The sequence below is a fragment of the Mesorhizobium silamurunense genome (assembly GCF_014843905.1).
Taxonomy (GTDB): domain Bacteria; phylum Pseudomonadota; class Alphaproteobacteria; order Rhizobiales; family Rhizobiaceae; genus Mesorhizobium; species Mesorhizobium silamurunense.
Window position 1 is genome coordinate 41,422 of sequence record NZ_LPVS01000061.1, and the last position, 19,975, is coordinate 61,396.

A 19,975-nucleotide genomic window follows, 5' to 3' on the forward strand; every position below is an offset into this window, starting at 1 on the left:
GTCATTCGTGCCTGCGCTGGCGTCGCGCGCCTGCGGCCGCATGCCTATGTCATTGAATTTCTGAGGAGATGGGATTGATGAAAGCGATAATTTCGCCGCGACTTATTACGCCACGTTGGGGCAGCAGGCTTGCCGCGATCGGCGCCACCGCGGCGTTGACGGCCGCCGTGTTCGTGCTGCCGGCAAAAGCCGAAACCGACGCGAAGGCGGTGATCAAGACCTACGCCGACATCGCGCTGGCAAAGTATGAGGATTCGCTGACCACCGCGCAGGCGCTCGACAAGGCCGTCGACGCGCTCATCGCCAAGCCTTCGGCCGAGACGCTCGACGCCGCCCGCGATGCCTGGAAGGCCGCTCGCATTCCCTACCAGCAGACCGAGGTCTATCGCTTCGGCAACAAGATCGTCGACGACTGGGAAGGCAAGGTGAATTCCTGGCCGCTGGACGAAGGCCTGATCGACTATGTCGCCAAGAGCTACGGCACCGAGTCGGACGAAAACTCGCTCTATACGGCCAATGTCATCGCCAACAAGGAAATCGAGATCAATGGCGAGAAGGTCGACGCCTCGAAGCTGACGCCCGAATTCCTCTCCGGCACGCTGCAGGAAGCCGGCGGCGTCGAGGCCAATGTCGCGACCGGTTATCACGCCATCGAGTTCCTGCTCTGGGGCCAGGACCTGCACGGCACCGGTCCCGGCGCCGGCGAGCGGCCTTACACCGACTACGATCTCAAGAATTGCACCGGCGGCAACTGCGACCGCCGCGCCGAGTATCTGAAGTCGGCGAGCGACCTTCTGGTGTCCGACCTGCGGGAGATGGTCGACAACTGGAAGGACGACGGCGCGGCGCGTAAGAACCTTACCGACGGCGAGCCGAACGCCGGCATTTCCACCATCTTCACCGGCATGGGCTCGCTCTCTTATGGCGAGTTGGCCGGCGAGCGCATGAAGCTCGGCCTGCTGCTGCACGATCCGGAGGAGGAGCACGACTGCTTCTCCGACAACACCTACAACTCGCATCTCTATGACGCGGTCGGCATCCGCGCCGCCTATCAAGCCAGCTATACGCGTCTAGACGGCACCGTGGTTTCCGGCCCGTCGGTGTCGGATATGGTGAAGGCTGCCGATCCGGCGATCGCCAAGCAATTGTCTGACAAGCTCGACGTGACGGTCGCCAAGATGGAAGCCATCAAGGCGCGCGCGCTGGCTGGCGAGGCCTATGACCAGCACATCGCCGAGGGCAACACGGAAGGCAACGCCACGGTGCAGGCGGCGATCGATGCGCTGATCGATCAGACCAAGTCGATCGAGCGCGCCGTCGGTTCGCTCAAACTCAACGTCATCGCCTTCGAGGGCTCCGACAGCCTCGATGCGCCGGACAAGGTGTTCAAGTAAGATTGTCGGGCCAGTAACAGCCAAACGGCGCCGGAATGGCGCCGTCAGCCAGAGCAAGTAAATGCTGATCTGCCATTGCAACATCATCACCGAAAAGGAGATCGAGCAGACGATCATCGGTCTGCTGGATGAAGATCCCTGGCAGCTTATTGTGCCGGCCAAGGTCTATCATGCCATGCGCAAGCGCGGCCGCTGTTGCGGCTGCTTCCCAAATGTGGTGGAAACGATCATTCGGGTCACCGAGAACTACCACGCCCGTTCAGAGGGGAGCGGCGCGGACATCGTTTCACACCTGGATCGCGTAAGAGGCTTGCGCGTCCAATACGGGAGCAGATTCCATGAAAGGCGAACCGCAGATCATCGAGCGGCTTAACGAAGCCCTGTTTCTGGAGCTCGGAGCCGTCAACCAGTACTGGGTCCACTATCGTCTGCTCGAGGATTGGGGCTACACCAGGCTGGCAAAGAAGGAGCGGGCGGAATCGATCGAGGAAATGCATCACGCCGACCGGCTGGTGGGCCGCATCATCTTCCTCGAAGGACATCCGAACCTGCAATCCGTCGCACCGCTGCGCATCGGCCAGAACGTGAAGGAAGTGCTCGAATCCGACCTCGCCGGCGAATATGACGCGCGCACGTCCTACAAGCGCTCGCGCGAGATCTGTCATGAGGCGGGCGACTACGTGTCGATGAAGCTGTTTGAGGATTTGCTGGCAGACGAGGAAGGCCATATCGACTTCCTGGAGACGCAGCTCGACCTGCTCGCCTCGATCGGCGAGGAAAAATACGGCCAGCTCAACGCCGACTCGGCCAACGAGGCGGAATAAGGACATGCGGGAATGCGGCGCGCCGTAGATTTCTTGCGCCGCTTGCGGCGGGCCCGAGATGGTGGCCTGCCGCTTCAGAACAATCCGCGATACCCGAATTGTCGCGCGGGTTCGCTTTTGCTGGCGGTCACGCTTTCTGCTTCTGCCACGGCCGGCGAGCCGGGCCCCGCCGCCAGCCGCACCGATCTGACGCTGAAGGATCAGGCGCGGGTGCTGGCCGTCACCAGGCCGACCACGGATTTCTCCAAGCCCGAGCCGTTCGAATTGATGCAGGGCGGCGCCGGCACGTCGGAGAAGGACGTCAACCGCGACGCCTTCTCGCAGTCTTCCGCCAACATCACTTTCGAGGAGGAGGGGACCTTCAAGCTCGGCAACGCGCTTTTCCGCAAGAACTGGGTGTCGTCGCCGTCGTCGACGCAGGCCTCCGACGGGCTCGGCCCGCTGTTCAACGAACGCGCCTGCCAGAATTGCCACCTGAAGGATGGCCGCGGCCACCCGCCGGAAGGTGGCACAAGCTCCACGTCGATGTTCCTGCGGCTCGCGCGCGACGCAAGCAACGCGGAGGAGAAGGCCGCGCTTGCTGATCACAAGGTGCTGAACCTTCCCGATCCGGTTTACGGCTCGCAACTGCAGGAACTCGCGGTTCCAGGCCTCAAGGGCGAGGGCCGCATGCGTGTCGACTATACGGAAGAGAAGGTTGTGCTGGGTGACGGTGCGGTCGTTTCGCTGCGCAAACCCAGCTACTCGATCCAAGACCTGGCCTATGGCCCGCTCGATCCACGCACGACTTTGTCGCCGCGCCTGACGCCGCCGATGATCGGCCTCGGCCTGATCGAGCAGATTGCGCCTGCCGACATCTTGGCAAATGCCGATCCGGACGACCGCGATGGCGACGGCATCTCCGGCCGGCCGAACATCGTTCGCAATGGCGGCGAGATCACCTTGGGCCGCTTCAGCTGGAAGGCGCAGGCCGCATCGATCCGCCAGCAGGCGGCCGACGCCTTTGCCGGAGACATCGGCATCTCGACGCCGGAGGTGCCGCGACATTGGGGCGACTGCACCTTGGCTGAGAAGGATTGCCTTGCCCTGCCGAATGGCGTGCAGCAGCGCCTGGGCACGACGGAAGCGCCGCCCCCGGTCATGGATCTCGTCACCTTCTATTCGCAGAACCTTGCCGTGCCGGCGCGGCGTGATCTCGGCAAGCCGGAGGTCCTTGCCGGCAAGAAGCAATTTTATGAGATGGGCTGCATTTCCTGCCACATGCCGAAATTCGTCACCCTGCGCGGCACGCCCAACAAGGCGCAGGCCTTCCAGCTGATCTGGCCCTATTCCGATTTCCTGCTGCACGACATGGGCGAAGGCGTCGCCGACGGGCAGCGTGTTGGGGAAGCGAGCGGCAGCGAATGGCGTACCCCGCCGCTCTGGGGCATTGGCCTGACCGCGACGGTCAACGGCAACGGTTTCTATCTGCATGACGGGCGCGCGCGCACGCTCGAAGAGGCGATCCTCTGGCATGGCGGCGAGGGCCGGAAGGCGCGCGACCGTTTTGCCGCCGCCGATGCCGCGAACCGCGCTGCGCTGATCAAATTCCTGGAGTCGCTCTGATGTCGAAACGCCTGGCCGCCGCCTTTGCCCTTCCCCTGTTTCTGGCCGGGGCATTGCCGGCCTCGACCGCGGTCAAAGCCTCCGATGTCATCGGACGCGCGATCGATGGCTTCGTGCGCCCGGCCTATGCCAGTCTCGACGATCATGCAGCGAGCCTGACCAAGGCGATGCACCAGCTTTGCGCAGCACCGTCTGAGCAAAATCTCGATGCGGCGCGCGCGGATTTTTCGGCCACCGTCGAGACCTGGTCGGTGGCTGAGATCATCGCCTTCGGGCCGATCAAGGAGAACAACCGGCTGGAGCGCATGCTCTACTGGCCGGACCGCAAAAGCATCGGCTTGAGGCAGGTGCAGGCGACGCTCGCCGCCAAGGATCCCTCCGCCACCGATCCGGCGCAACTGGCGGGAAAGAGCGTTGCGATGCAGGGGCTCGGCGCGCTGGAATATGTGCTGTTCGGCGATGGCGCCGAGGCGCTTGCCGAGAAGGACGAGCCCTATCGCTGTGCCTATGGCGCGGCGGTCGCCGGCAACATCGAGGCGATCGCCAGCGAGGTCCGCGACGCCTGGAACAAGCCCGACGGCTTTGCTTCGCTTTGGGCCAATCCAGGGCCGAAGAACCCGCTCTATCGCGATGGCACCGAAGCGGTGACGGAACTGGTCGGCGTTTTCATCAACGAGCTGGAAATGATCCGCGACGTGCGCCTTAAAGGCTTCCTTGGCGCAAAGCCGGAAGCCGACAAGCCGAAGCAGGCGATCTACTGGCGCTCGCAGAACACGACGAACTCGCTGGCCGGGAACCTGTCCGGCATAGACCGGCTGTTCCAGGCCTCGAAGCTTGGCGATGCGCTGCCCGCCGATGCGCAATGGATGGCGCAATCCATCCACATTCAGCTCACCAACGGCGTGGCGACCGCAAAGTCCGTCAACGGCCCGATCGACAAGGCGCTCGCCGATCCGGCATTGCGCGACAAGCTCGACCATTTCGCGCTGATCACCTCCAGCCTTTCGACCCTGATCGGCACCCGGATGACCGCCGAGTTCGGGCTGACCGCCGGCTTTTCGTCGCTTGACGGGGATTGATGCTGTGAAGACCCCGCTCATCGATCGCCGTGATTTCCTGCGCGCTGCCGGCGCGAGCTTCGCCGCCGCCATGACACCGCGCGCCTGGGCGGATACGCTGGCGGTGGACGCCGTCTTTGCCACGGCCTTCGTCAAGCGCGACGGCAGCTTCGGCGCCGCCGTGCTCTCCGAGGCCGGCAAGATATTGCATACCTTCGATCTGCCCGACCGTGGCCACGACGTCACCTTCGATCCGGTGTCGAAGCGCTCGGTCGTCTTCGCCCGCCAGCCCGGCACCTTCGCGGTGGTCTTCGACCATGCCGGCCGCGAGAAGCCGTTGACCATCGCCAGCATCGCCGGCCGGCATTTCTTCGGCCATGGCGTGTTCTCGCCGGACGGCGCGCTGCTCTATGCCGCCGAGAATGATTTCGACAACGCCGCCGGCGTCGTCGGCATCTATGACGCGCGGGCGAAGTTCAACCGCGTCGGCGAGTTCCCGACCTACGGCATGGGGCCGCATGAACTGCTGCTGCTTGGCGACGGCCGGACGCTGTCCATTGCCAATGGCGGCATCGAAACGCATCCGGATTTCGGCCGCGCCGAGCTCAACATCGCGACGATGAAGCCCTCCTATACGCTGGTCGACCGCATCACCGGCGACCTGATCGAAAAGCACGAGCTGCCGCCGCCGCTGCACCAGCTCTCGATCCGTCACATGGACCGCGACCAGGCGGGCACCGTCTGGTTCGGCTGTCAGTATCGAGGACCGGCGACCGACCGCCCGGCGCTGGTCGGCCGCGCCGCGCGCGGCAAGGAACTCGAGCTGCTGGAGATGCCGCAGGAGGTGCTCTCGGGCTTCCGCAACTATATCGGCTCGGTTGCCGCCAATTCCACCGCCGGCACCGTCGCCGTCACCTCGCCCGAGGGGAATTCGCTCGCCGTCATCGACGCTGCCAGCGGGCGGATTGTCGCGACCAAATCGCTTGTCGAGGTTTGCGGCCTGGCCCCGGATGGCGCCGGCTTCATGGCGACGACCGGCGCTGGCGCGATCGTCGGCGGTGCCGGTGCTACGCGTTCCGAGCCCGACTATGTCTGGGACAACCACATGCTGCGCATCGCGGCTGCGGTCTGACGGCCGGAAGCAAAGCCGCTTAACATTTATGCGGCCTGGCACTTGCGGCGGCGGGCCATGCCGGGCAGAGGGAAGGCGTTCGTTAACCGGCCCCATGAAGCTGCCCGCATGAAAATGCTCGCCATCGACTGCGCCGCCAGTCTCTGTGCCGCCTGCGTCTATGATGCGGGCGCGGGCGTCGAGCGTGGTCGCCATGTGCTCGACCTCGGCAAGGGGCATGCCGAGCATCTGATGGCCGTCATCGAGGCCGCCTTGAAGGCCGGTGGGATCGGCTATCGGGAGCTGGATGCCGTTGCCGTCTCGATAGGCCCTGGTTCTTTCACTGGCCTGCGCGTCGGCGTGTCAACCGCGCGCGGCCTGGCGCTGGCCCTGAAAATCCCGGCCATCGGCGTGACGACGCTGGAAGCGCTGGCGGCGGAGGCTGCAAATGCCTTTCCCGGCCGCGCCGTGCTTGCCGCGCTCGACGGCGGCCGTGAGGAAATCCATGCGGCTCTTTTCGACAAAGCGTTAGCCTTGACTTACGGTCCAGCGGTGGCCACGCTTTCCGAGGCGACCGGGATGGCAGTCAACGCGACCGCGGTTCTCGCTGGCACCGCCGCGCCGCTGATTGCCGCGGCGGCCGGACATGGTTTCGATATCGGGCCGGTTGTTGCCACGGCGGACATCGCCACCTATGCCCGGCTGGCCGCTGCCAAGGGGGCGGGCGAAAAGCCGAAGCCGCTTTATCTGCGTGGCGCCGACGCCAAACCGCAGGCTGGTTTCATTCTGCCAAGGCAGGGCCATGAAGCCGGAAAGCCGGGTTTTGGAAAAGATCATGGGCCAAAGGGAAAAAAGTCCTGATGCGCATACCTTTCTTTCAGCCGCGCCGCAGGGACTATGCGCTGGAGCCGCTGACGGTTGCCGACAGCGCCGCCGTCTCGGTGCTGCATCGCGAGGATTTTGTCCGGCCCTGGACCGACGGTGAGTTCTCGGCGCTGCTCGAACAGGAGACCGTGTTCGGCTACGCCGCGCGCGAGACGGGACAGGGATCGAAACCTCCGGTCGGTTTCGTGCTGGCGCGTCTGGCGGCGGGCGAGGGCGAGATCCTGACCGTTGCCGTCGCCCGCGCGCATCGCCGCCAGGGGCTCGGCTGGCAATTGATGGATGCGGTGCTGCGCGAACTGCACGCGCAGCGCGCCGAGGCGCTCTTCCTCGAAGTCGACGAGACCAATCAGCCGGCCATCGCGCTCTACCGCAGGCTTGGCTTCCGCCAGGTCGGCCAGCGTCCGAACTACTACCGCTCGACCGAGCACGGCCCGACCGGCGCGCTTGTCATGCGCCGCGATCTTCGCTAGCCAGACCGCCGGGTGTCTGGGCCGGAGCGAATGATCAAGAAATTGCGGATTTTCCTGGCGTTCGCCCTTGTCGTGGCCGGTACGCTGGTGCTGGTGCCGCTGCAACTCCTGTCGATGAAGACCAGGCTCTGGCCGGAGACGGTCGTCCTGAGAATCTGGCACAGCATGATCCTCAAGGCGCTGGGCATTCGCGTGCACGTCAAGGGCGCGCTGTCCAAGGAGCGCCCGTTGCTCATCGCCGCCAACCACATCTCCTGGACCGACATCATGGTGCTCGGCTCCTTTGTCGATGTGAAGTTCATCGCCAGGGCAGACATGGAAAGCTGGCCGATGATCGGCATGCTGTCCAAGCTGCAGCGCACCGTCTTCATCGAGCGCGAGCGCAAGCGCACCTCCGGCGACCAGGCGAGCGAGATCGGCAGGCGCATGGCCAAGGGCGACGCGATGGTGCTGTTCGCCGAGGGCTCGACCGGCGACGGCAATCTGGTGCTGCCGTTCAAGAGCACCTTGTTCGGCGCGGCCTCGATGGCGATTTCCGAAGGGGCCGCGGACCAGGTGTTCATCCAACCGGTGGCGATCGCCTATACCCGGGTGCATGGCGTGCCGATGGGCCGCCGTCACCGGCCGATGGCCGCATGGATCGGCGACCAGCATCTGATGCCGCATCTGAAGGTCCTGCTGGCCGAAGGCGCGGTCGATGCCGAGGTGCATTTCGGCGATCCGGTGCCGTTCGCCAAGGGTTCGAACCGCAAGGAAACGGCAAGATTGATGGAAGCCAGGGTCCGCGAGATGATGCAGACCGCGCTCGCCGATCCCCGCCCAAGCCGCTGAATCAGCCAGAATCGTCTGTTTTTTGTCACGGAAAGGCGTTAGAAGCCGCCCGATGGAATTGAACACGATCGAAAGCCACGACATCGGCACGGCGCCCGAGCATGTGGCCAGCCCAGCTCCGGCGGCGAAAAAGGTCTTCGTCAAGACCTATGGCTGCCAGATGAATGTCTACGATTCCCAGCGCATGACCGATGCGCTGGCCGCCGACGGCTATGTCGCGACCGACGCCGTCGAGGACGCCGATCTGGTGCTGCTCAACACCTGCCATATCCGCGAAAAGGCGGCCGAAAAGGTCTATTCCGAGCTTGGCCGCATCCGCGACATGAAGGCCGAGCGCGCCGAGACCGGGCGCGAGCTGCTAATCGGCGTCGCCGGCTGTGTGGCGCAGGCCGAGGGCGCTGAGATCATCCGCCGCGCGCCCGCGGTCGATCTGGTCATCGGACCGCAGACCTATCACCGTCTGCCCGATGTGCTTGCGAGGGTCCGCGGCGGCCAGAAGATCGTCGAGACCGACTACGCCATTGAGGACAAGTTCGAGCATCTGCCGCAGCCGAAGCGCGCCGAGCTCGCAAAGCGCGGCGTGACTGCGTTCCTCACCGTTCAGGAAGGCTGCGACAAGTTCTGCACCTTCTGCGTCGTGCCTTATACGCGCGGCTCCGAGGTATCGCGCCCGGTGGCGCAGATCGTCGCCGAGGCCGAGCGCCTCGCCGAGGCCGGCGTGCGCGAGGTGACGTTGCTCGGCCAGAACGTCAATGCCTGGCACGGGGAGGGCGAAAATGGCGAGGAATGGGGCCTTGGCCGGCTGCTTTTCCGCCTGGCAGAGATTCCTGGGCTGGCGCGCCTGCGCTACACGACCAGCCATCCGCGCGACATGGATGACGAATTGATCGCCGCGCACCGTGACCTGCCCGCCTTGATGCCCTATCTGCATCTACCAGTGCAGTCTGGCTCCGACCGGATACTGAAGGCGATGAATCGCAGGCATACGGCACGCGACTATCTGACCCTCATCGATCGCATCCGCGCCGCGCGCGGCGACATCGCCATGTCCGGCGACTTCATCGTCGGCTTTCCCGGCGAGACGGAAGAGGATTTCGAGGCGACGCTAAAGCTGGTGCGCGAGGTGAATTACGCCTCGGCCTTCACGTTCAAATATTCGCCGCGCCCCGGCACGCCGGGCGCCGAGATGGAAGGCCATGTGTCGGAAGCCGTGAAGGATGAGCGGCTGCAGCGCCTGCAGGCGCTGATCAACGACCAGCAGAAGGCGTTCATCGCCAGCCTGGTCGGCCGCACGGTCGGCACGCTGATCGAGAAGCCCGGCCGCCGCCCTGGCCAGAAAGTTGGCCGCTCGCCCTGGCTGCAGCCAGTTATTGTTGACGACAAGGCCGGTGGAATCGGTGACATTATCGATGTACGAATCACGAAGACAGGTCCAAACAGCCTGTTCGCCGAACTGGCCTGACGGCCTCGGCAGATGAGGAGAGACGGTTGAGCGCTGCTGAACTGAAGAATCCGCCCCAGAACCAGGCATCCGGGGCCTCCGACATGGCGCACATCGTACTGACCTTCGACAACAACAAGCTCGCCAGCGCCCTTTACGGCCAGTTCGACGAGAATTTGGCCCGGCTCGAGCAGAAGCTCGGCGTCGACATCCGCTCGCGCGGCAACCAGCTCGCCATCAAAGGGACGGCTTCGGCCGCCGAACAGGCGCGCCGCGCGTTGGATACGCTCTACGGCATCCTGCAGAAGGGTGCCGACATCGGCCAGTCGGATGTCGACGGCGCCGTGCGCATGGCGATCGCCGCCGACGATCAGCTGACGCTGCCGACCATGGAGCGCAAGGGCAAGGTCTCGGCTGCCCAGATCGCGACGCGCAAGCGTACGATCTATGCCCGCTCGCTCAACCAGGACGCCTATATGCGCGCGCTGGAGCGCTCCGAAATGGTCTTCGGCATCGGCCCGGCCGGCACCGGCAAGACCTATCTGGCGGTGGCCCATGCGGCGATGCTCTTGGAGCGCGGCATGGTCGAGCGCATCGTGTTATCGCGCCCGGCGGTCGAAGCCGGCGAGCGGCTGGGCTTCCTGCCCGGCGACATGAAGGAGAAGGTCGATCCGTATCTGCGGCCCCTCTATGACGCGCTCTACGACATGATGCCGGCCGACAAGGTCGAGCGGGCGATCGCCGCCGAGGTCATTGAGATCGCGCCTTTGGCTTTCATGCGCGGCCGCACGCTGGCGCATGCGGCGGTGATCCTCGACGAGGCGCAGAACACCACGCCGATGCAGATGAAGATGTTCCTGACCCGTCTCGGCGAGAACTCGCGCATGATCGTCACCGGCGATCCGACCCAGATCGACCTGCCGCCCAACACCAAGTCGGGCCTGGTCGAGGCGCTGCGCATCCTCGACGGCGTGCCGGGCATTGTCACGGTCCGCTTCAACGAGGGCGACGTCGTGCGCCATCCGCTGGTTGCCGAGATCGTCAAGGCCTACGACCGTGACGGCAAGCTGGCCAGGGGCCTCGGCGCCGAAAGCTGATCAAAAGCCACATGGCTGAAGATACTGGATCCTCCACCGGAACGCCGGTCGATATCGATATTTTCGTTGAGGCCGGCGACTGGCCCGCGGAGGCCGAGCTGGCGCGCCTGGTCGATCGGGCGGTCGCCGCCGTCTTTGCCGAGACCGGCGCAAGAGGCCCCTCCGAGCTCAGCATCGTTTTTTCCGACGACGCCCATGTCCAGACCCTCAACGCCGATTGGCGCGGCAAGGACAAGCCGACCAACGTCTTGTCTTTCCCTGCCTTTTCCTTCCCGAAAGGCGGCAAGCTGCCGCCGATGCTGGGCGACATCGTGCTGGCCTCCGAGACCGTCGCGCGCGAGGCTGCCCTGGAAGACAAGCCGCCGGCGAACCATATCACCCATCTCGTCATCCATGGCCTGCTGCATCTTCTGGGCCATGATCACGAGACCGACGCCGAGGCCGAGGAGATGGAAGCGATCGAGCGCGCCGCGCTTGCGAGGCTTGCCATTCCCGATCCCTACGCGTAACAAAAAAGACCAATTGACCTGATGGCGATGAACGACAAACCAGAAACTGCCGCCCGTCCGGACGCCGGCAGTGCGGCCAGGCCTTCCGAAAAGTCGGAAGAGGGCTCCAGTCCGAGTATTCCGACCGGCAGCGCGGCCGCCGAGCCGTCGCATGCCGGTCCTTCGCTCTTCGATCGCGTGCTCGGCCTGTTCAGGCACCGCAACGGCACCAACCTGCGCGAGGAGATCGCCGACGCGCTGGCTGAGACGGCCACCGATGCCGAATCCTTCTCGCCCGGCGAACGCGCCATGCTCAACAACATCCTGCGGCTGCGCGAAGTACGCGTCGAGGACGTCATGGTGCCGCGCGCCGACATCGAGGCGGTCGAGATCACCACTTCGCTTGGCGATCTGCTTGGCCTCTTCGAACAATCCGGCCATTCCCGCATGCCGGTCTATTCTGAAACGCTCGACGACCCGCGCGGCATGGTCCACATCCGCGACGTTCTTGGCCACATCACCAAGCTCGCCCGCGTCAAGAAGGGCCGCGCGAACAGAAAGACCCCGGCGCCGACCGTTCTCGATCTCGCCCAGGTTGACCTGACCCGCACCATCGGCGATCTCGATCTGATCCGCCCGGTGCTGTTCGTGCCGCCCTCCATGCTTGCCTCCGACCTGATGGGACGCATGCAGACGATGCGCACCCAGATGGCGTTGGTCATCGACGAATATGGCGGCACCGACGGCCTCGCTTCGCTGGAGGACATCGTCGAGATGGTCGTGGGCGACATCGAGGACGAGCACGATGACGACGAGCCGATGATCACCCAGGCTGGCGACGGTGTGTTCGTCGTCGACGGCAAGGCCGAGATCGACGAGGTCGCCAAGATGATCGGCGAGGATTTCGCCGCCGGCGAGCATGGCGAATATGTCGACACGATCGGCGGCATGATCTTCAACACGCTTGGCCGCGTCCCGGCCAGGGGCGAAGTGGTGCAGGCCATACCGGGCTTCGAGTTCCATGTGCTCGACGCCGATCCGCGCCGCGTCAAGCGGGTGCGCATCGTGCAGAGCCCGAAGGGCGAACGGCAGCGCCGCCGCGCGGCGCGCACCGAGCAGGCCTGATATCGTCGCGCCATGCCGGTCGACGATCCGTTCAAGCATGCAGTCCTTGGTTCCGGCGTCTTCTATCGAAATCCACGCGCGGCTCTGGCCTGGCTTCAGGCGGCGTTCGGCTTCGAGCCGAGCATGCTGGTGAGTGATAGCGATGGGCGACTTGTCCATGCCGAAATGCGGTTCGGCGACGGCTACATCATCGTCGATCCCGAATGGGCCGCGCACATTGCCAGCCCGGCCTCTGTCGGCGGCAAGAACACGCAGTCGGTTTGCATCCGTTTGAGGGAAGACCTCGACGCCCACTGCGAGAAAGCGCGCGCCGCGGGGGCCGAAATCGTCGAGGAGCCCATCGATCATTTCTACGGCGAACGGCAATACCGAGCCCGCGATCCCGAAGGCCATGTCTGGACCTTCACGCAGACCGTGCGCGTTGTGCCCAAGGAGGAGGCCGAGCGACTGAGCGGCCTCAGCATCGAAGGATGGCACCGATAGAAAGACGTTCCTCAAGCCACCGTCATTTGGAGCATCCGGCTTGGCCTGTTAAACCTCTGGCTCCCTGATTCGCGCGACTTGGGAAGCTAGATGCAGCGCTTTGCCGGCCGGATAATTCTGCTGTGGGGATGGCGGCGGTCGCTGGTGGCGTTTGTCGCGGGAGCGCTCGCGATTCTCGCCCAGGCGCCCTACGATTTCTTCGCCGTCTGCTTCGTCTCGTTTCCGGTGCTTGTCTGGCTGCTCGACGGTGCCACCGGTGAAGCTTCCGATGGCTGGCTCAAGCGCCTGCGGCCGGCCTTCGCCATCGGCTGGTGGTTCGGTTTCGGCTATTTCCTCGCCGGCCTCTGGTGGATCGGCCAGGCACTTCTGGTCGAGGCCGACAGCTTCGCCTGGGCCTTGCCCTTCGCCGTGGTCGGAATCCCCTTCGCGCTCGCCTTTTTCTACGGCTTCGCGGCGGTCGCGGCGCGGCTTTTCTGGAGCAGCGATATCGGCCGCATCGCCGCGCTCGCCTTCGGCTTCGGCCTTGCCGAATGGCTGCGCGATTTTCTCTTCACCGGCTTTCCCTGGAATGCCGTCGGCTATGCCGCGATGCCGGTGCCGCTCCTGATGCAGAGCGTGTCGGTGACGGGCATGATCGGCATGAACGCGCTCGCGGTCTTTGTCTTTTCCTTGCCGGCGCTTGTCGCCGCGCGCCGGCATCTCGGGCTGGGCTTAGCCTTGTTCGTCGTCCTCGTCGCCGCTCATGTCGGCTTCGGTTATGTCAGGCTCGCCGCCTCGGCCGAGCCGGCCACCCGCTCGATCGACGTTCGCATCGTCCAGCCCGCCGTCGATCTCAGCGAGAAATGGGACGCCTCGGTGCGCGACCGCATCTTCGCCACGCTGATGGGGATATCGGCGAAGGCACCGGAGCAAGGACATGCCAGGCCGCAACTGATCCTGTGGCCGGAAACGTCGGTGCCGTTCCTGTTCACGGAGCGTCCGGACGCGCTGAAGGCGCTGGGCGATATGCTGAGCGACGGCCAGATGCTGGTTGCCGGCGTGGTGCGCGAGGAGGGCGGCGCGGGCAATGCCGGCAGCCGTTATTACAATTCCGTGGTGGCGATCAACGACAAGGGCGAGATCGCTGACGCCGTCGACAAGGTGCATCTGGTGCCGTTCGGCGAGTATCTGCCCTTCGAAGACCTGTTCGAACGTTTCGGCATCGGTCAGCTCGTCGCCGGGCCGATGAATTTCGCCGCCGGCAACGAGCGGCATCCGATCGCGGTGCCGAACGGTCTGCGCGCCGTTCCCTTCATCTGTTACGAGGTCATCTTCCCTGATCTTGTGGCGGTTGACGCCGCGTCATCTGAACTTATTGTGAACGTCACCAACGACGCCTGGTTTGGCGACACGCCCGGCCCGTACCAGCACTTCAGGCAGGCGCAGATTCGCGCGGTGGAGAATGGATTGCCTTTGTTGCGTGCTGCCAACAACGGCATCTCCGCGGTTGTCGATTCGCGTGGGCGCATCGTCGATGCGCTCGCGGTCGACGCGCGCGGCGCCATCGACGCGCATGTGCCGGTTTCCGGCCACGCCCTGCTGTCCGCCGACCAGCGCCGCATTAACGGATTGCTGATCATGTTGCTGTTTGCCCTCGCGGCCTTCACATTGAATGTAAGGCAGCGGCTACGGGTGAATTGACAGTCGGCACATTAGAAACTCATACTGTAACGCCTAAAATTTTCTCGAAGTCGGTCGGAGGGGTCTGTTGGGGCAGGTGGCTCCGGCTTCGTTTGGGCGGGAAAAAATAGAAAAAGCCGGAAAAATTCGGCGAGGAAAAAATGACAGAAGAGAACAAGAAGAAGCCGAATCCGATCGACATTCATGTCGGGAGTCGTATTCGGCTGCGTCGCAATATGCTTGGAATGAGCCAGGAAAAGCTGGGTGAAAATCTCGGCATCACGTTTCAGCAGATACAGAAGTACGAAAAGGGGACGAACAGGGTCGGCGCCAGCCGTTTGCAGGCCATAGCCTCCATCCTGAGCGTCCCTGTCGCCTTCTTCTTCGAGGACGCCCCGGGTCAGGAGGCCGGGGCCGGCAATCGGGGATTCGCCGAGGATGCCTCGATGGCCTTCGCCATCGAATTCTGCGGCAGCCCAGAGGGGCTTCAGCTCAATCGTGCCTTCGTCAAGATTCCCGACGTCAAGGTGCGGCGCCGGATCATCGATCTTGTGAAGTCCCTTTCGCCGGACGATGCCGAGTGATTCCAGGCTCATGTCGCCGGCGGTGCCCTGCCGCCGGTGGCACAAGCTGATTGTGCCGAATAGTCATGCCAGATCCGTCGCACCGCTTGACGAGCGGCGCCCGGCACCGCTAACACGTGGCGCGCCAAAATCGGCAGCCCTGCCGATCTTTTTCAAGAGGGGACACCCGTGACGCGGCAGAACTATATCTTCACCTCGGAATCCGTCTCCGAGGGTCATCCCGACAAAGTCTGTGACCGTATCTCCGACGAGATCGTCGATCTTGTCTATCGCGAAGCCAGGAAGACGGGCATGGACCCGTGGAAGGTGCGCGTTGCCTGCGAGACGCTGGCCACCACCAACCGCGTCGTCATCGCCGGCGAGGTCAGGGTCCCCGAGACGCTGCTGAAGAAGGACAAGGCCGGCAACATCCTCAAGGATGCGGCGGGCCACCCGGTCGTCAATCCGGCCAAGTTCAAGTCGGTCGCCCGCAAGGCTATCCGCGAGATCGGCTATGAGCAGGCAGGCTTCCACTGGAAGACGGCCAAGATCGAGGTGCTGCTGCACGGCCAGTCGCCCGACATCGGCCAGGGCGTCGACAATGCCGCCGACCGCCAGGGCGAGGAAGGTGCCGGCGACCAGGGCATCATGTTCGGCTATGCCTGCCGCGAGACGCCGGACCTGATGCCGGCGCCGATCTATTACAGCCACAAGATCCTCGAATTGCTGGCCGCCGCGCGCCATGAAGGCAATGGCGAGGCCGGCAGGCTCGGCCCGGACGCCAAGAGCCAGGTCACCGTGCGCTATGCCGACGGCAAGGCCGCGGAAGTGACGCAGATCGTGCTTTCCACCCAGCATCTCGATTCGAGCTGGGATTCCAAGAAGGTCCGCAAGGTCGTCGAGCCTTACATCATCGAGGCGCTTGGCGATCTCAAGATCGCCGACGACTGCAACTGGTACATCAACCCGACCGGCAAGTTCGTCATCGGCGGGCCCGACGGCGATGCGGGCCTCACCGGCCGCAAGATCATTGTCGATACCTATGGCGGCGCGGCCCCCCATGGCGGCGGCGCCTTCTCCGGCAAGGACACCACCAAGGTCGACCGTTCGGCCGCCTATGCGGCGCGTTATCTCGCCAAGAACGTGGTCGCGGCCAAGCTCGCCGACCGCTGCACCATCCAGCTCTCCTATGCCATCGGCGTCGCCCAGCCGCTGTCGGTCTATGTCGACCTGCACGGCACCGGCAAGGTAGACGAGGCCAGGCTCGAGGAAGCGCTGCGCAAGGTGATGGACCTGTCGCCGTCCGGCATCCGCCGTCATCTCGACCTCAACAAGCCGATTTACGCCAAGACCTCGTCCTATGGCCATTTCGGCCGCAAGGCCGGCCGCGACGGTTCCTTCTCCTGGGAGAAGACGGACCTCGCCAAGGCGCTCAAGGACGCGGTCGCCGCCTGATACCAGTGGATCCGAAGGACCGGCCGAGCCGCGCGACCGAAGCATTTTTCGGCCGCCGGCACGGCAAGACCATTCGTCCGCAGCAGGCCGCGGCGCTGGAAAGCGGCCTGCGCGCCTACAGGCTCGACCTGACGGCGGCGGCGCCGGCGGACCTTGGAACGCTGTTCAAGGCGGAGGTTTCGGCCCTTCAGCTCGAGATCGGCTTCGGCGGCGGCGAGCATCTGTTGCATCGCGCGACGGAAGCGCCGGCGACGGGCTTCATCGGCGTCGAGCCCTTCGTCAACGGCATGGCCAAGGTGATGACGGCGCTCGCCAAGGCGCCGCTCGCCAATCTCAGGGTTCATGACGACGACGCCACGCGCCTGCTCGACTGGCTGCCGCCGGCCTCGCTCGACGGCATCGATCTGCTTTATCCCGACCCCTGGCCGAAGAAGAAGCACTGGAAGCGGCGCTTCGTGAGCCCTGCCAATCTCGACCGGTTCGCCCGGGTGCTGAAGGCGGGCGGCAGATTCCGCTTCGCCTCCGATATCGACAGCTACGTGAACTGGACGCTGCTCGCTTGCCGCGCCAATGGCAGCTTCGCCTGGCAGGCCAGGGAGGCCGCCGATTGGCATCGGCCCTATGAGGGCTGGCCCGGGACGCGCTACGAGGCAAAGGCCATCCGCGAGGGGCGGCGGCCTGCCTATCTGACTTTTATCCGGACGTAGGCCTGAAAAAGAGGGCGCGTCAGCATCCCCATCATCCGCTGCTTAGAAGCGGCCAATTCTATCGAAGGCGGTCGGGTCGATGCCGAGCTTCTTCAGGTCGCTGCGGCGCGGCTTGCGGCCGGCCTCGACGGCCCGCGATGCGGCAGCCGCGCTGCCGAACGTGCCAAGAAAATCGCCAATCACGAAAAACAGTCCACGGTCCATGACAAACATCTTCGCGCCACCGCGCGCGACCTTTCTTTTTGCGTTGCAAGATAGATGGGTACTGGCGGGCTCCAATCATAGGGGTGCCGGCGCATAGCCGTCATGCTCCAGAGGCAATGCTGATCCCGCCGCGGTGAAGTTTGGCCGCTGCCACCGTCAGGCTTGAAACACCGGCCAGGATCGTCTATATAACCCTCAAATTCTTGGTCGGTATGACGAAGAGTGGGTCCACCCGGTCCCGCTCTTTTTTGTTACCTGCCGGCCGGAGCGACAAGGCGACAGGAAATTTATGACCGCAGCGGCAAACGAAGCCGACGACCGTATCATCCGCGAAAGCGGCATCGATGCGCGCATTGCGCTGATCGTGCAGCCGGTGCTCAGGGCCGTCGGTTTCCGCCTTGTGCGGGTGCAACTGACCGGACAAAACGGGCTGACGCTGCAGATCATGGCCGAGCGCGACGACGGCACCATGACCGTCGAGGACTGCGAAGAGGTCAGCCGCGCCGTGTCGCCGGCGCTCGATGTCGATGATCCGATCGAAAAGGCGTATCATCTCGAAGTGTCGTCGCCTGGCATCGACCGGCCGCTGGTGCGCAAGTCGGATTTCGCCGCCTGGACCGGCCATCTGGTCAAGATGGAGACGTCGGTCCTCATCGGCGACCGCAAGCGCTTCAAAGGCAAGATCGCCGAGGCGGACGCCGACGGTATATTGCTGGAGCGCGACAAGGCGGCCTATGGCGAGGAGCCGACTGTGCGCGTGCCCTATGATGCGATCGCCGAGGCGCGGCTGGTGCTGACCGACGATCTTATCCGCGAGGCCCTGTCGAAGGACAACAGGGCCCGCAAGGAAGCAAAAAAACGCCGGGGCGAGGCGGAAGACGCCGCCGCCGGCGGAGGAAACGAAACAGAACAGGAAAGTTGATCGAGCTCTCGGGCTGCGTGTCCGAAGCGAAATCGGGAGAAAGACAATGGTTGTAAGCGCCAACAGGCTCGAACTGCTGCAGATCGCCGATGCGGTCGCGCGCGAAAAGTCGATCGACAAGTCGATCGTCATCGCCGCCATGGCCGATGCGATCCAGAAGGCGGCGCGTTCGCGTTACGGTCAGGAAACCAATATCCGCGCCGACATCAATCCCAATACGGGCGAGATGAAGCTGCAGCGGCTGATGGAGGTGGTCGAGAAGGTCGAGGACTACGCGACGCAGATCGCCCTTTCCACGGCGCGCGAGCGCAACCCCGACGCCCAACTCGGCGACTTCATCGCCGAACAACTGCCGCCGATGGATTTCGGGCGCATCGCCGCCCAGTCGGCCAAGCAGGTCATCGTCCAGAAGGTGCGCGAGGCCGAGCGTGATCGTCAGTATGACGAGTACAAGGACCGCATCGGCGAGATCGTCAACGGCACCGTCAAGCGCGTCGAATACGGCAACGTCATCGTCGACCTGGGCCGCGGCGAGGCGATCATCCGCCGCGACGAGCTGATCCCGCGCGAGAACTATAAATATGGCGACCGCGTCCGCGCCTATGTCTATGACGTGCGCCGCGAGCAGCGCGGCCCGCAGATCTTCCTGTCGCGCACGCATCCGCAGTTCATGGCCAAGCTCTTCACCATGGAAGTGCCGGAAATCTACGACGGCATCATCGAGATCAAGTCGGTCGCCCGCGACCCGGGCTCGCGCGCCAAGATCGCCGTCATCTCGCGCGACTCTTCCATCGATCCGGTCGGTGCCTGCGTCGGCATGCGCGGCAGCCGCGTCCAGGCGGTGGTCGGCGAACTGCAGGGCGAGAAGATCGACATCATTCCGTGGTCGCCTTCGGCCGCCTCCTTCATCGTCAACGCGCTGCAGCCGGCCGAAGTCGCCAAGGTGGTGCTCGACGAGGATGCCGAGCGCATCGAGGTGGTGGTGCCGGACGACCAGCTGTCGCTGGCCATCGGCCGCCGCGGCCAGAATGTTCGCCTTGCCTCGCAGCTCACCGGCTGGGACATCGACATCCTGACCGAGCAGGAGGAGAGCGAGCGTCGCCAGAAGGAATTCGTCGAACGTTCGGCGCTGTTCATGGAAGCCCTCGATGTCGACGAGATGGTCGGTCAGGTGCTCGCCTCCGAAGGCTTCACCAGCGTCGAGGAAGTCGCCTATGTCGACTCCGGCGAAATCTCCTCGATCGACGGCTTTGACGAGGACACCGCGTCCGAAATCCAGTCGCGCGCCCGCGAATATCTGGAGAAGATCGAGGCCGAGCACGACGACAAGCGCAAGGCGCTCGGCGTCCAGGACGAGTTGCGCGAGATTCCCGGCATCACCACGGCCATGATGGTGACGCTCGGCGAGGACGGTGTGAAGACGATCGAGGACTTCGCCGGCTATGCCGCCGACGACTTGATCGGCTGGAAGGAACGCAAGGACGGCGAGACCAAGGTGTTTCCGGGCGTGCTCGCCGATCACGGCGTCTCGCGCGCCGAAGCCGAAGAGATGGTGCTGGCCGCTCGCAAGAAGGCCGGCTGGATCTCCGAGGAAGAATTGGTCGCTGAGGAAGAAGCGGCTGCCGGCGAAACCGTCGGTGCGTGAGGTGAACG

General features: G+C 64.4%; 21 protein-coding genes. 20 read left to right on the plus strand and 1 reads right to left on the minus strand.

The genetic code is table 11. The annotated features are described in order from the left end of the window. Positions 1-104: 104 nt before the first annotated feature. From AU465_RS17065 to trmB, 18 genes are all read left to right on the plus strand, one after another. Positions 105-1,394 carry an imelysin family protein gene (locus AU465_RS17065; RefSeq protein ID WP_376774863.1) on the plus strand — a complete coding sequence of 430 codons (1,290 nt, stop codon included), beginning with the start codon at positions 105-107 and terminating at the stop codon, positions 1,392-1,394. A gap of 61 nt (positions 1,395-1,455) precedes the next feature. After that, a complete protein-coding gene (locus tag AU465_RS17070) occupies positions 1,456-1,767 on the plus strand; it encodes a (2Fe-2S)-binding protein (protein WP_192249981.1) in 312 nt (103 codons plus the stop codon). Then, positions 1,733-2,218, plus strand: a complete 486-nt coding sequence (bfr, locus tag AU465_RS17075) for a bacterioferritin (RefSeq protein ID WP_192249984.1) — start codon at positions 1,733-1,735, stop codon at positions 2,216-2,218. The genes AU465_RS17070 and bfr overlap by 35 nt, the downstream gene beginning before the upstream one ends. Positions 2,219-2,230: 12 nt before the next feature. Continuing rightward, entirely contained in the window at positions 2,231-3,823 is a 1,593-nt protein-coding gene (locus tag AU465_RS17080) for a di-heme oxidoreductase family protein (RefSeq protein WP_192249987.1), read from the plus strand. Beyond that, positions 3,823-4,902 (plus strand): imelysin family protein, encoded by a 1,080-nt coding sequence (locus tag AU465_RS17085; protein WP_192249990.1) that lies wholly within the window; start codon positions 3,823-3,825, stop codon positions 4,900-4,902. The genes AU465_RS17080 and AU465_RS17085 overlap by 1 nt, the downstream gene beginning before the upstream one ends. 4 nt (positions 4,903-4,906) lie before the next feature. Beyond that, a complete protein-coding gene (locus AU465_RS17090; protein ID WP_192249993.1) occupies positions 4,907-6,013 on the plus strand; it encodes a DUF1513 domain-containing protein in 1,107 nt (368 codons plus the stop codon). 108 nt (positions 6,014-6,121) lie between these two features. Next, positions 6,122-6,853 carry a tRNA (adenosine(37)-N6)-threonylcarbamoyltransferase complex dimerization subunit type 1 TsaB gene (tsaB, locus tag AU465_RS17095; protein WP_192249996.1) on the plus strand — a complete coding sequence of 244 codons (732 nt, stop codon included), beginning with the start codon at positions 6,122-6,124 and terminating at the stop codon, positions 6,851-6,853. Beyond that, positions 6,853-7,347 (plus strand): ribosomal protein S18-alanine N-acetyltransferase, encoded by a 495-nt coding sequence (rimI, locus tag AU465_RS17100; protein WP_192250001.1) that lies wholly within the window; start codon positions 6,853-6,855, stop codon positions 7,345-7,347. The genes tsaB and rimI overlap by 1 nt, the downstream gene beginning before the upstream one ends. A 30-nt stretch (positions 7,348-7,377) precedes the next feature. After that, positions 7,378-8,178 (plus strand): lyso-ornithine lipid O-acyltransferase, encoded by an 801-nt coding sequence (olsA, locus tag AU465_RS17105; RefSeq protein WP_192250005.1) that lies wholly within the window; start codon positions 7,378-7,380, stop codon positions 8,176-8,178. A gap of 52 nt (positions 8,179-8,230) precedes the next feature. Then, a complete protein-coding gene (miaB, locus tag AU465_RS17110; protein WP_192250009.1) occupies positions 8,231-9,640 on the plus strand; it encodes a tRNA (N6-isopentenyl adenosine(37)-C2)-methylthiotransferase MiaB in 1,410 nt (469 codons plus the stop codon). An 83-nt stretch (positions 9,641-9,723) separates the two neighbouring features. Next, positions 9,724-10,716, plus strand: coding sequence for a PhoH family protein (locus AU465_RS17115; RefSeq protein ID WP_241855517.1), 993 nt, complete (start codon positions 9,724-9,726; stop codon positions 10,714-10,716). Between the two features lie 11 nt (positions 10,717-10,727). Continuing rightward, entirely contained in the window at positions 10,728-11,225 is a 498-nt protein-coding gene (gene ybeY / locus AU465_RS17120; RefSeq protein WP_192250025.1) for an rRNA maturation RNase YbeY, read from the plus strand. A 27-nt stretch (positions 11,226-11,252) separates the two neighbouring features. Continuing rightward, positions 11,253-12,329, plus strand: a complete 1,077-nt coding sequence (locus tag AU465_RS17125; RefSeq protein WP_192250029.1) for a hemolysin family protein — start codon at positions 11,253-11,255, stop codon at positions 12,327-12,329. Positions 12,330-12,341: 12 nt separating this feature from the next. Further along, positions 12,342-12,812 carry a VOC family protein gene (locus AU465_RS17130; protein ID WP_192250032.1) on the plus strand — a complete coding sequence of 157 codons (471 nt, stop codon included), beginning with the start codon at positions 12,342-12,344 and terminating at the stop codon, positions 12,810-12,812. 90 nt (positions 12,813-12,902) lie between these two features. Continuing rightward, complete coding sequence (gene lnt / locus AU465_RS17135) at positions 12,903-14,492, plus strand: apolipoprotein N-acyltransferase (RefSeq protein ID WP_192250035.1); 1,590 nt, start codon at positions 12,903-12,905, stop codon at positions 14,490-14,492. Between the two features lie 140 nt (positions 14,493-14,632). Next, positions 14,633-15,055: a helix-turn-helix domain-containing protein gene (locus AU465_RS17140; protein ID WP_126086026.1), complete on the plus strand. Its 423-nt coding sequence runs from the start codon at positions 14,633-14,635 to the stop codon at positions 15,053-15,055. A 168-nt stretch (positions 15,056-15,223) separates the two neighbouring features. Further along, positions 15,224-16,489, plus strand: coding sequence for a methionine adenosyltransferase (metK, locus tag AU465_RS17145; protein ID WP_192250038.1), 1,266 nt, complete (start codon positions 15,224-15,226; stop codon positions 16,487-16,489). A 5-nt stretch (positions 16,490-16,494) separates the two neighbouring features. Beyond that, positions 16,495-17,196 carry a tRNA (guanine(46)-N(7))-methyltransferase TrmB gene (gene trmB / locus AU465_RS17150; protein WP_192250041.1) on the plus strand — a complete coding sequence of 234 codons (702 nt, stop codon included), beginning with the start codon at positions 16,495-16,497 and terminating at the stop codon, positions 17,194-17,196. Positions 17,197-17,238: 42 nt separating this feature from the next. Here trmB and AU465_RS17155 read toward each other — a convergent pair whose 3' ends face one another. Then, positions 17,239-17,400 (minus strand): hypothetical protein, encoded by a 162-nt coding sequence (locus AU465_RS17155; protein WP_192250358.1) that lies wholly within the window; start codon positions 17,398-17,400, stop codon positions 17,239-17,241. A gap of 289 nt (positions 17,401-17,689) precedes the next feature. On the opposite strand from AU465_RS17155, the gene rimP reads away from it, so the two are divergent. Continuing rightward, positions 17,690-18,322, plus strand: a complete 633-nt coding sequence (gene rimP, locus AU465_RS17160) for a ribosome maturation factor RimP (protein WP_192250044.1) — start codon at positions 17,690-17,692, stop codon at positions 18,320-18,322. Positions 18,323-18,368: 46 nt separating this feature from the next. Continuing rightward, positions 18,369-19,967, plus strand: a complete 1,599-nt coding sequence (gene nusA, locus AU465_RS17165; protein ID WP_192250048.1) for a transcription termination factor NusA — start codon at positions 18,369-18,371, stop codon at positions 19,965-19,967. Positions 19,968-19,975 lie beyond the last annotated feature (8 nt).